The sequence below is a fragment of the Variovorax sp. 01T439_2 genome, from assembly GCF_056398445.1.
In genome coordinates, this window is sequence record NZ_JBFTPJ010000244.1 from 1 (window position 1) to 12,240 (window position 12,240).

Annotated in this window: 8 protein-coding genes and 1 pseudogene; 4 read left to right on the forward strand and 5 right to left on the reverse strand. The window is 69.2% G+C overall.

The genetic code is table 11. The features are described 5' to 3' along the window. Both AC1DOC_RS13530 and ssb read right to left on the reverse strand, forming a co-directional pair. Positions 1-1,855, reverse strand: a 1,855-nt coding sequence (locus AC1DOC_RS13530; RefSeq protein ID WP_478129924.1) for a sensor histidine kinase, incomplete at its 3' end; no start/stop codon positions are given. Positions 1,856-1,913: 58 nt separating this feature from the next. Continuing rightward, positions 1,914-2,468: a single-stranded DNA-binding protein gene (gene ssb / locus AC1DOC_RS13535; protein ID WP_012745542.1), complete on the reverse strand. Its 555-nt coding sequence runs from the start codon at positions 2,466-2,468 to the stop codon at positions 1,914-1,916. 162 nt (positions 2,469-2,630) lie between these two features. Between ssb and uvrA the strand changes: the two genes are divergently transcribed. Together uvrA and AC1DOC_RS13545 are read left to right on the forward strand one after the other, a co-directional pair. Then, the gene (gene uvrA / locus AC1DOC_RS13540) at positions 2,631-5,774 is read left to right on the forward strand and encodes an excinuclease ABC subunit UvrA (protein WP_478080637.1); all 3,144 of its coding nucleotides are present in this window, start codon (positions 2,631-2,633) and stop codon (positions 5,772-5,774) included. 51 nt (positions 5,775-5,825) lie between these two features. Then, a pseudogene (locus AC1DOC_RS13545) lies at positions 5,826-6,713 on the forward strand (DMT family transporter); the annotation flags it as partial. Here the strand turns inward: AC1DOC_RS13545 and AC1DOC_RS13550 are convergent. Genes AC1DOC_RS13550 through AC1DOC_RS13560 form a run of 3 tightly spaced genes read right to left on the reverse strand, consistent with a single transcriptional unit; the run spans position 6,598 to position 10,621 of the window. Then, on the reverse strand, positions 6,598-7,371 hold the full coding sequence (locus AC1DOC_RS13550; RefSeq protein ID WP_478129925.1) for a GntR family transcriptional regulator: 774 nt from the start codon (positions 7,369-7,371) through the stop codon (positions 6,598-6,600). The pseudogene AC1DOC_RS13545 and the gene AC1DOC_RS13550 overlap by 116 nt on opposite strands. 2 nt (positions 7,372-7,373) lie before the next feature. Continuing rightward, complete coding sequence (locus AC1DOC_RS13555) at positions 7,374-9,137, reverse strand: glycerol-3-phosphate dehydrogenase/oxidase (protein WP_478129926.1); 1,764 nt, start codon at positions 9,135-9,137, stop codon at positions 7,374-7,376. Continuing rightward, entirely contained in the window at positions 9,134-10,621 is a 1,488-nt protein-coding gene (locus tag AC1DOC_RS13560; protein WP_478084424.1) for an FGGY family carbohydrate kinase, read from the reverse strand. Before AC1DOC_RS13560 ends, AC1DOC_RS13555 begins: the two co-directional genes overlap by 4 nt. A gap of 179 nt (positions 10,622-10,800) precedes the next feature. On the opposite strand from AC1DOC_RS13560, the gene AC1DOC_RS13565 reads away from it, so the two are divergent. Both AC1DOC_RS13565 and AC1DOC_RS13570 read left to right on the forward strand, forming a co-directional pair. Further along, entirely contained in the window at positions 10,801-11,841 is a 1,041-nt protein-coding gene (locus AC1DOC_RS13565; RefSeq protein ID WP_478129927.1) for a substrate-binding domain-containing protein, read from the forward strand. Beyond that, positions 11,838-12,240, forward strand: a 403-nt coding sequence (locus tag AC1DOC_RS13570) for an ATP-binding cassette domain-containing protein (protein ID WP_478129928.1), incomplete at its 3' end; no start/stop codon positions are given. The genes AC1DOC_RS13565 and AC1DOC_RS13570, both read left to right, overlap by 4 nt.

A 12,240-nucleotide genomic window follows, 5' to 3' on the forward strand; every position in this document is an offset into this window, starting at 1 on the left:
TGCCGCGCCCGCCGGCACCGGCCAGGGCCTTCTCGACGTTGAAGCCCTGGCCGTTGTCCTCGATGCTCACCCGCACGCCCGATGCCTGGCGCTCGGTGGCCACCCGGATCTCGGTGGCGCGCGTATGGCGCAGCACGTTGGCGATGCTCTCCTGCACGATGCGCAGGATGTGCAGCGCGCTGGTCGGGTCGAGCCAGTCCAGCGCCGGCAGCTCCTGCACCTGCCATTGCAGCGCCACGCCCGAGCTCTCGAGCCGCGGGCCGAGCCGGTAGCGCAGCGTGGCCAGCAGCAGCAGCAGGTCGTCCTCGAGCGGCTCCATCGAATCAATGGTGAGCTTGAGGTCGTCCAGGCAGCTCTTGAGCACCTGCGAGACCTTTTCGTCRCTCATGCTGCCGCCCTCCACGGAGCGGATGGCGCTGATCAGCGAGGAGCCCAGGCCGTCGTGCATGTCCTGCATGAGGCGCTGGCGCTCGTCGCTGATGGTCTGCTTCCTCTCGACCTCGCGCAGCCGCCGGTGGCTGAGCTCGAGCTCGGCTTCGCGGGCCGCAAGGCGCTGGGCCAGGCTGGCGTTGACGCGCTCGACCTCGGCAATGGCATTGACGTAGCGCCGGTACAGCAGCACCCCGAACACGCTGAAGGTGACGGCGTTGGTGTAGGCGCCCAGGTACCAGCCCTCGGGGCTCACGAAATTGTTCTGCAGCAACCAGTCGGACACCCCCAGCAGCACGCACACGCCGATGCCCACGGCCACCAGGCGGCCCTCGCCGGAGCGGCGCCAGGCGCTGATGCCGCCCACCAGCGCAACGGCGACCCCCATCAGCGCCGCGCCCAGGTAGATCAGCGGCGTGACCTGCGGCGTGTTCCTCAGGATCGCCAGGCCCGGCAGCGTCAGCACGCCGGTCAGCACCGTCCACGCCACCACCGCGCCGGTGAACCACCGCAGCGGTCGGCCGTGCAGCTGGCGCAGCGCGAAGTGCACCACCGCCACCAGCCAGAACAGCGAGTTGACCGTGAGCCAGGCGAACCAGTCGTTGGCGACCGGAACGCCGACATAGAAATGCAGGCTGCGCAGGAAGGAGGTGGTCGCCAGGTTGAAGAAGAGCAGGTAGCCGGTTTCGTGGCTGCGCCTGAACCACACGAACAGCGCGAACACGCCCACCGCCATGAAGGCCGTGCTGAGCATGGCCGGCAGCTCCTGCTGCAGCCACTGCCGCATGCGGTAGCGCGGCTCCAGCGCTTCGGCGGGCCCGAGCCACAGCGACGAAACCGCCACCTGCGCGCCGCGCGTGTGCTCCATCCGCACCAGGATCTCGTCCAGCGGCGCGCCGTCGGTCGTCTTGCCCAGCAGCACCCACAGCGGCGTGCGGGTGCTGTTCCACAGCGGGCCCTGCACCTGCGCGCGGTGGACCTGCCGCCCGTTGGCATACACCGCGATGGTGCCGTCGGTCTTGATGCGCGCGCCGTAGAGCGCGAGCGGCGCCTGCGTGTCGGGCAGGCCGCGCGTGGAGATCCGCAGCCAGGTGATGCGGGTCGCACCCGCCGATGCACTGCCGTCGGCCTGGCGCAGCAGCGCGATGGGCAGCGCCAGCGGCAGCTCGACCGGCTGCCAGGCGGGAGGCAGGGCCTTGCTGTCCACGGCAAGCGGCAGTGCACGGAAGCCGGGGGCGTCCTGCACCTGCCAGTCGGCCTGCGTCAGGTGCAGCGCCGCGTTGTGCTGCGCAGCGCTGGTGCCGAAAAAGGCGGCCATGGCCACCAGCAGCGCCACGGACGCGGCGAGCACCACGTTCGCCCAGAACGAGGCAAAGCAGTATCTAGAGAAATGTTCGAGCAGCCGGCGCGCAGATCCGAGGCTCATGCGAGGCTCATCCGCGTGCGGCCTGCCCGGTCCGGCTCAGGAAACAGTGCGATTCAGCTCAGAACGGAATGTCGTCGTCCATGTCGTCGAAGCCCGACGACGACTTGGCCGGAGCCTGGCGCGGTGCCGGCGCCGGAGCGCGCGGTGCCGCGGCCGGTGCGCGGGGGGCATAGCCGCCGCCACCGCCACCGCCGGCGCCTTGCGAGTAGCCGCCGCCACCGCCGCCCTGCGAATAGCCGCCGTCGTCCTCGGGACCGCCCGAAGGGCCGCCCTGGCCCTGGCGGCTGCCCAGCATCTGCATCTGGTCGGCGCGGATTTCGGTGGTGTATTTCTCGATGCCGTCCTTGTCGGTCCACTTGCGCGTGCGCAGGCTGCCTTCGACGTACACCTGCGAGCCCTTGCGCAGGTACTGGCCGGCGATTTCGGCCAGGCGGCCGTTGAAGACGATGCGGTGCCACTCGGTGGCTTCGCGCATTTCGCCGCTTTGCTTGTCTTTCCAGCGATCGGTGGTGGCCACGGTGACGTTTGCGACCTGGTCGCCGCTCGGGAAGGTACGCATTTCGGGGTCGCGCCCCAGATTGCCGACGACGATGACTTTGTTGACCGATGCCATGTGCACTGCCCCTGATAAGTGGATGAAGGAGAAGGAAGAAAAGAACCCTAGATTGTGCCCGATGCCGGCGCCCCGGGCGCCCCCGCGGGGCCCCGCCGAAGCACCGCCTGCTTGAAACCGCCGCAACCCGCCCGCTCGCCATGAAATGCCGCTCGGACTATCATGTCCGGTTGCCCTCGGACGATCGCCCCCTTGAATTCCAAAGCCATTGAATACGCCGACGACGGCGCGCAGCGCGCACGCGACGCGGAACTCGAACGCGACACCTACCTCGGCGCGGTGCTCGCGCAGCAGCGCATCAGCATCCGCGGTGCGCGCACCCACAACCTGAAGAATGTCGACCTCGACATTCCGCGCAACAAGCTGGTGGTGATCACCGGCCTGTCGGGCTCGGGCAAGTCGAGCCTGGCCTTCGACACGCTCTATGCCGAAGGCCAGCGGCGCTACGTGGAAAGCCTCTCGGCCTATGCGCGGCAGTTCCTGCAGCTCATGGACAAGCCCGACGTCGACGTGATCGAAGGCTTGTCGCCCGCCATCAGCATCGAGCAGAAGGCCACCAGCCACAACCCACGCTCCACCGTGGGCACGGTGACCGAGATCCATGACTACCTGCGCCTCTTGTACGCCCGCGCCGGCACGCCCTACTGCCCCGACCACCACCTGCCGCTGCAGGCGCAGACCGTGTCGCAGATGGTCGATGCCACGCTGGCCATTCCCGACGAACCGCGCCTGATGATCCTCGCGCCCGTCGCGCGCGAGAAGAAAGGCGAATTCCTCGAGCTCTTCGCCGAGATGCAGGCCGCGGGCTACGTGCGTTTCCGTGTCGACGGCCAGACCTACGAATACAACGACCTGCCCAAGCTCAAGAAGACCGAGAAGCACGATATCGACGTGGTGATCGACCGGCTGCGCGCGCGCCCCGACATGCAGCAGCGCCTGGCCGAGAGCTTCGAGGCGGCGCTGCGGCTGGCCGAGGGCCGTGCGATCGCGCTGGAACTGGGCGCAAGGCCGGAAGGCAGCGCCGATGGCACTGCGGGCGCACCCGACAAGGAGCACCTGTTCAACGCCAAGTTCGCCTGCCCGATCTGCCACTACTCGCTGTCGGAGCTGGAGCCGCGCCTCTTTTCGTTCAACTCGCCCGTGGGCGCCTGCCCGAGCTGCGACGGCCTCGGCCACCGCGAGGTGTTCGACCCGGCGCGCGTGGTCGCCTTCCCCTCGCTCTCGCTCGCGAGCGGCGCCATCAAGGGCTGGGACCGCCGCAACGGCTACTACTTCAGCATGATCGAGAGCGTCGCCAAGCACTACAAGTTCGACGTCGACGCGCCCTTCGAATCGCTGCCCGCCTCGGTGCAGCAGGTGCTGCTGCACGGCTCGGCGGCCGAGGAGATCAAGTTCAACTACACCATGGAGTCGGGCAACTTCGCGGGCAAGAAGCTCACGAAGAAGCACCCCTTCGAGGGGATCATCCCGAACATGGCGCGGCGCTACCGCGAAACCGATTCGGTGATGGTGCGCGAAGACCTCGCGCGCTTTCGCAACCTGCAGCCCTGTCCCGACTGCGGCGGCTCGCGGCTCAGGCCCGAGGCGCGCAATGTGTTCCTGGTCGATGAGTCTGCGCGCCCGGCGGACGGCGGCGAGCCGCCGCGCATGGCGATCTTCGAGCTCAGCCATCTCACGCTGCGCGATTCGCTCGCCTGGTTCCAGACGCTCAAGCTGCGCGGCGCCAAGGCCGACATCGCCGACAAGGTGGTGCGTGAGATCGGCCTGCGCCTCAAGTTCCTCAACGACGTGGGCCTGAACTACCTGAGCCTGGACCGCAGCGCCGAGACGCTCTCGGGCGGCGAGGCGCAGCGCATCCGGCTCGCCTCGCAGATCGGCTCRGGCCTGACGGGCGTGATGTACGTGCTSGACGAGCCCAGCATCGGCCTGCACCAGCGCGACAACGACCGGCTGATCGGCACGCTCAAGCATCTGCGCGACATCGGCAACAGCGTGATCGTGGTCGAGCACGACGAGGACATGATCCACGCCGCCGACCACGTGATCGACATGGGCCCGGGCGCGGGCATCCACGGCGGCCGCGTGATGGCGCAGGGCAGCTACGCCCAGGTGGCGGCCAACCCCGATTCGCTGACCGGCCAATACCTTTCCGGCACGAAGAAGATCGAAGTACCCAAGCGCCGTACCGCCTGGCTGCCGGTCGTGAAGAAGCCGGCCTTCAACGAAGGCAAGAAGGCCTCGCGCTTTCCGCCGAGCCCCGCGGCCGAGCGGCGCGCTGCGCGCGAAGCGGCGCACCTGGCCTCGCAGACCGACCTGCAGGAAATCCGCGTGGTGGGTGCCACCGGCAACAACCTCAAGAACGTGAGCGTGGCCTTCCCGGTCGGCCTGCTGACCTGCGTGACGGGCGTCTCGGGCTCGGGCAAGTCGACGCTGGTGAACGACACGCTCTACACCGCCGTGGCGCGCACGCTCTACCGCGCGCACGAAGAGCCGGCCGCGCATGAATCGGTCGAGGGCATCGAGTATTTCGACAAGGTCATCAACGTCGACCAGAGCCCCATCGGCCGCACGCCGCGCAGCAACCCGGCCACCTACACGGGCCTGTTCACGCCCATCCGCGAACTGATGGCCGAGACCAACACCGCGCGCGAACGCGGCTACGGCCCGGGCCGCTTCAGCTTCAACGTGGCGGGCGGGCGCTGCGAGGCCTGCCAGGGCGACGGCGTGGTGAAGGTCGAGATGCACTTTTTGCCCGACGTGTACGTGCCCTGCGAGGTGTGCCACGGCCAGCGCTACAACCGCGAGACGCTCGAGGTGCTCTACAAGGGCAAGAACATCGCGCAGATCCTCGATATGACGGTAGAGACCGCGCACGAATTTTTGAAGGCCGTGCCGACCATCGAGCGCAAGCTGCGCACGCTGCTGGACGTGGGCCTCAGCTACATCAAGCTCGGCCAGTCGGCCACGACGCTCTCGGGCGGCGAGGCGCAGCGCGTGAAGCTGGCGCTCGAGCTCAGCAAGCGCGACACCGGCCGCACGCTCTACATCCTCGACGAGCCGACCACCGGCCTGCACTTTGCCGACATCGAGCTGCTGCTCAAGGTGCTGCACCAACTGCGCGACGCGGGCAACACCATCGTCGTGATCGAGCACAACCTGGACGTCATCAAGACGGCCGACTGGCTGATCGACATGGGCCCCGAGGGCGGCGCCGGCGGCGGCACGGTGGTGGGCGAAGGCACGCCCGAGGACATCGCGGCCAACGAGGCGAGCCACACGGGGCGCTACCTCAAGCGGCTGCTGTAGCGCGCGCCCGCTTCCTGCACGAATGCGCGGGCCGCGCCACAATCGCGGCCCATGCCTTCCTTCACGCCGCGCCAGTTCCTCCTGCTCGTTCTCCTCACGCTTGCATGGGGCCTCAACTGGCCCGTGATGAAGCTCGGCGTGGCGGACTATCCGCCGCTGGCCTTCCGCGCAATCTCGATCTGGCTCGGCGTGCCGGTGCTGGGGCTTGCGCTGGCGTGGATGAAGGTGCCGTTCCACGTGCCGCGCCGCGCATGGCCCGAACTGGTGTGGCTGGGCGCCACCAACATGTTCATCTGGCACGCCTGCATCATCCTCGCGGTGAAGGCGCTCTCGGGCGGGCGCGCGGCGATCCTGGGCTACACGATGCCGGTGTTCTCGGCGGTGATCGGCGCGCTGCTGTTCTCGGCCGTGCTCACGCGGCGCTCATGGGTGGGCGTGGGCGCCTGCGCGGTCGGCGTGGGGCTTTTGCTGTGGCACGAGCTCACCGACCTGGCGGGGCGGCCCGGCTACGTGGCGCTCGCACTGGTGGCGGCCGCGACCTGGGCGCTGGGCACGCAGCTGCTGCGCCACTCGCGCATCGGGCTGCCGACGCTCACGCTCTCGTTCTGGATGACGGCGATGACGGCCGTGGTGATGACGGTGCTGTCGCTGCTGTTCGAGCGCGGCCCATGGCGCTGGCCCGGTCCCGTGACCTGGGGCTCGATCGCCTACAACGCGGTGCTGATCTTCGGCTTTGCGCATGCGGCATGGTTCTACCTGGCGCGCGGCCTGCCGCCGGTGGCCTCGACCCTGAGCGTGATGTTCATTCCGGTACTGGGCGTGTTCAGCGGCGCGGTGTGGCTCGGCGAGGTGGTGCACTGGCAGGACTGGGTGGCCGTCGCGCTGATGATGGTGGCCATTCCAGCGGCCGGCCGTTGGCACCGTAGGCAATCGACTCGATGCGCAGCAGCGGCTCGGGCTGCGGCAGGTCGAGCAGCCTGCAGGTTTCGGCATCGGGCAGCACCGCGTCGATCCAGCGTTCGGCGCGCACCAGGCGCAGCCCGTACTGGCGGCGCAGCACGTCGTAGAGCGAGCGGTCTTCCAGCCGCGCACGGTGCAGGCCGGGCGCCAGGTCCGCCGGCACCGCCGTCTCGACCAAGAGGCGCAGCTCGCCATCCACGCTGCGCAGGCGCTTGAGGGCCACCACCTGCGTGTCGTCGGCCAGGCCCAGCGCTGCGGCTTCATGCTCGGTGGGCGCGCGCAGTTCCTGCGCGAGGATCTGCGTGCGCACCGAGCGGCCCTTGCGCTCCATCTCGTCGGAGAAGCCGAGCACGGTGGAAACAAAATCTTCGTCGCGTTCGCGCGCCGATACAAAAGCGCCGCGGCCCTTGATCTTGTAGATGAGGTTGTTGCGCACCAAGTCGGCCAAGGCCTCGCGCACCACGATGCGCGAGATGCCGAACTGCTCGCCGAGCTCCGCCTCCGAAGGCAGCTTGGCGCCGATGGGCAGCACGCCCTGCAGTATCTGCAGCCGGATGGCGTCGCGGAACTGGGCCCACAGCGGCGATTCGGAATTGCGGTCGAGCACGGTCGAGATGTCGTTGGGACTACTGTTCACTTTTAGGCTTGGCCGAGGACTGAGCTGGCCATCAATGATGCATCGAAAGAAGGTGCCTCGCCGGCGGCCACCGCGTGCAGCCGCACGTTGTGCCGCTCGCGCAGCGCGGTGGCGCAGGCGCACAGCTCGTTGTGGGCGTGGGTGGCGTCCCAGCCCAGCGCCTCGGCCGCCACGCCCGCGATCTCGGCGAGCGCGGCGTCGGTGACGAGGCCGCGAATGGCCAGCAGCGTGCGGCGGATCACGAGGTCGTCCAGGTGCAGCACGCCGGTCTCGAGGCACAGGTAGGAAAGCTCGGCGGCCGAGTAGTCAGGTGCATGCTGCAGCGGCACATCGCCCGAGGCCGCGAGGCGCTGCGCGAGCGGCAACGCCTTCGAGCCATAGCGGCCGAGCAGGGTCAGTGCGCGCCTGCGGTCCATGCCAGAGGCGCCCATCATCTTCTCGACGAAGCGATCGGCCGCCGGCGCATCGGCCGGCAGTTCCGCGCCCCCGCCGATGGGCAGCAGCTCGGTCGATGCGGTGCGCGAGCGGCCGAGCAGCTGCAGCACTTCGTCGGTGGCCTCCTCGGCCAGCGAGCGGAAGGTGGTCCACTTGCCGCCGACGAGGCCGACGATGGCAATGTCGCGCGTCGCGTTCGGCGGATCGACCACCACCGAATGGTCGCGCGAGATCTGCCCCGGCTTGTCGGCCTCCGAACGCGCGAGCGGCCGCACGCCGACGTAGGTGTAGACCACGTCGCCGCGGCCGAAGGCCATGTTGGGGAAGACCTCGCGCAGCACGTCGATCAGGTAGTCGACCTCGGCCGGCTCGGTGACGATCTGGTCGGGGTCCTCGACCGGGATGTCGGTGGAGCCCACCAGCACGCGGTCCAGGAACGGAYAGACGATGCACACGCGCCCATCGACCGCCTCGAAGTAGGCCATGCGGCCGTCGAGCGCATCGCGCAGCGCGGGATGGTCGAGCACGAGGTGCGAGCCCTTGGTGCCCATCACGCGCGGGCCGGCGCCGCCGAGCACGGCCGCGCTGCGGTCGAGCCAGGCGCCGGTGGCGTTCACCACCGTGTCGGCGGTCACGCGCACGAGCTCGCCGGTGATCTCGTCGCGCAAGGTGAGGATGTTGCCCGCGCAGCCCATCACGCGGCAGTAGTTGGCGGCCGCGGAGCGCGGCTGGTCGCGGCAGGCATCGCCGATCAGCTCGAGGATGAGCCATTCGGGATGGCTGATCCACGCATCGAAGAAGGTGGCGGTCCAGCGGATCGCCGTGCGGAACAGGCTGCGGTCGGCCAGTGGCACGCGGCTGATGCGGTGCCCCGGCATCACGCGCTGGCGGCGTCCCAGGATGTCGTAGAGCCGCAGGCCCAGCGCCACGGCCAGGAGGCCGCGCGTACGCTGCGGCGGCGTGCGGCCGAAGAACTTGAGCGCGCTGCTCATCAGGCCGCCGAAGAAGCTCGCGAGCGGCACCACCGTCTTGAGCGGCCGCACCAGGTGCGGCGCATTGCGCAGCAGCAGGTTGCGCTCGCGCGTGGCTTCGGCCACCAGCGAGAAGCTGCCGTTCTCCAGGTAGCGCAGGCCGCCGTGGATCATGCGCGAGGGCGCGCTGCTGGCGCCGGCGCCGAAGTCGCCCTTGTCGACGATCAGGCAGTCGACGCGCTGCAGCGACAGGTCGCGGAACACGCCCACGCCGTTGATGCCGGCGCCGACGATCACGGTGGAGAAATGGCGGCCCGCGAGCGAGGCCGGGCGCACGAAGGGAAGTTGCCAGGCGCTCATTTCGAACCGCCTGCGATGTGGGTGAATACAGGTGACATGCTGTCGATCAGTTCGTTGAAACCGGCGTTGAAATCCGCATGGGCGCGTGCCTCGCGCGCATCGGGCTCGATCACGTCGCAGGGCGCGAGCAAGGCGCTGCCCTGCGCCGCGTCGCCCAGCCCTTGCGACATGGCGGCGTAGATCGCAGCGCCGCGCGCGCCGGTCTCGTCGTCGGCGCAGCGCTCGACCGGGCGCCCGAGGAAGGCCGCGAGCAGCCGCACGAGGCGCGCATCGCCCGCGCCGCCACCGAGCACCGTCGTCTGGCCCACCGCGAGGCCGGCCGCGGCCAGGCGCGCCGTGTGCCGCGCATGCAGCGCCGCCACGGCATCGACCACGGCGCGGGCCATGTCGGCGCGCGTGTGATGGCTCTTGAGCCCCACGAAGCCGGCCGTCACGCCGCCGCCGCCATTGACGAAGGGCAGGAAGCGCAGGCCGCCAGCGCCCAGCGGCACCGTCATGGCCAGGTCGACCACCGCGCGCGCATCGGGCAGCGCGAGCACGCCGGCCAGCCAGGCGATGTTGGCCATCGAGGACGGGCTGTTCTCCATGTAGAGCCGCGCGTTGCCGCGGCCGAAATTCACGATGGCGGCGACGGCGGGCTTGGGCGCCATCACCGGGCCGACGACCGCGTTCACGCACCAGGTGCCGAGCACCGACACCGCTCGGCCCCGCCCTTCCGCGCGGATCGCGGTCATCGAGGCCAGCAGGTCGATCGCGCCCACGGCCACCGGGATGCCAGCGGGCAGGCCGCACAGTGCGGCCTCGGCGGGCAGGAGCTTTCCGATCGTGGTGCCGCTCGGCACGATGGGGCCGAAGGCGCCCGCGCCGAGCTCCGCGATGCCCGAGGCCTCGAGGGCCGTGCGCGACCAGCTGCCGGTGGCAAGCGACACCAGGCCGGCGGTGCTCGCATCGCTGGCGTCGGTGGCGATCTGGCCGGTGAGCAGGAAGCCGAGGTAGTCCTTGGCGAACAGCAGGCGCTGCAGTTCGCCGCGCTGCACCGCATCCGCACCCAGCAGCTCGGCCGCGATCACCGTGGGCTGCCCGGGCCAGGGGCTGCAGCCCACCTCCTCGAACAGCTGCGCGCCGTGGCTCGCGGCCAGCGCGCGCGCCCGGGCATCGGCGCGCTGGTCGGTGGAGGCGACGGCGCGGCCGCCGATGAGCTGGTTGCCGGCATCGAGCGCATAGAGGCCGGCGCCGTGGCCGGTGCAGGCCATGGCGCGGACTTCGGCCGCGCGCGGGCCGAGCTGGCGGACGACATCACGCAGCACATGCGTCAGCGCGGCGCGGATCGCGGGCGCGCCCACTTCGCAGCCTCCGCCGGGCAGCCGGTCGTGCGGCAGGGGCATGCGGGACAAGGCGACGGTGCGGCCGCTCGCGGCTTCGAGGGCCAGCGCCTTCAGGCTGCTCGAGCCCATGTCGACGCCGATCAATATGTTGGACTTCATGTCATAACAGCTTCGGCGAGTTGAAAGCCGCCGGCCAGTAGCGTTTCCCCTAGTTATCGCGGCAAACAACCCGAGATTACATTCTACCTGTCATAACAACTGTCGTGACAATGAGGTCCGAAGATCTGCGCCCCCAAGGCAGGTCGCAAGCTCTGCCAGTCAACGCGAGGAGACACAAGATGAGGCGAAATTTCCTGAAGTCCGCGGCGGCCGCCGGTATCGGCCTGGCCGGCACCAGCGCATTTGCGCAATCCACCGCCACGCCCGCCGCCACCGGCTTGCGCGGCAACGCGAGCGACGTCTACGTGATGAACGTGATGGTGTCGGGCGTCGAATACTGGTTTCCGGTCTACGAGATGATGAAGCAGCTGGGCCGCACGCTGGGCGTGCGCACGCGCTACACCGGCACGCCCGAGTACGACGTGAACAAGCAGCTGGCCTCGTTCGAGCAGGAGCTGGCGCGCAAGCCCGCGGGCATCCTGCTGCACCCGATGAACCCGGACCCGTTCATCGAGCCGATCAACCGGGCGGTGGCCATGGGCATCCCGGTCGTGACCTTCGCGGCCGACTCGCCCAACTCCAAGCGCGCCTCCTTCGTCACGTCTGACAACGACCGCGAAGGCACGCAGGCGGCCGACGCGATTGCCGCGGCGCTGGGCGGCAAGGGCGAATACGCGGTGCTCGAGAACCCGGGCCAGGACAACCACGACCGCCGCATCGCGGCCTTCGTCAACCGCATGAAGACCAAGCATGCGGGCATGAGGCTGGTCGGCCGCGCCGCCAGCAACCAGGACCCGAGCAAGGCCTACCAGGCGGTGCTGAGCCTGGCCCAGGCCAACCCGAACCTGGGTGCGCTGTTCATGCCCGAGGCCAACTCGGCGCTGGGTGCCGCGCAGGCCAAGATCGAGTCGAAGAARAACATCCGCGTGATGTGCTGCGACGTGAACGCCAAGATCCTCGACATGATCAAGGCCGGCGACGTGTTCGGCGCCATCAACCCGAACCAGGGCATGCAGGGCTACATGGGCATGATGATGCTGTTCCTGGCCAGGAACCCGCAGCTCATCGACCCGATGAACGACGCCRAGCGCAACGGCACCAATCCGATGTCGGTGCCGTTCCTGGACAACGGCCTGTCGGTGGTCAGCAAGGCCAATGCCGACGACTTCTACTGGGACAAGTACCTCGCGCGCCGCGGCACCAAGGGAATCGGCGAGTGAGCACGTTGCTCGAACTGCGCGGCATCAGCAAGCGCTTCGGCGCTTCGCGCGCGCTCTCGGGCGTGGACTTCTCGCTGCATGCGGGCGAGATCCACGCCCTGTGCGGCGAGAACGGCGCGGGCAAGTCGACGCTGATGAACATCATCGACGGCATCCACCGCCCCGACGAAGGCGACATCGTTCTCAACGGCCAGAAGGTGGTGATCGACGGCCCGGCGCATGCCATGCGCCTGGGTATCGGCCTGGTGCACCAGGAGATCGCGCTGTGCGCCGACGCCACCGTGGCGGAGAACATCTTCATGCCGGAGATCAACGCCGGCAGGCAGGCCTGGATGAACTACGCCAGCCTGAACGCGCGCGCCGCCCAGGTGCTGGCGCGGCTCGGGCAGGACATCGCCT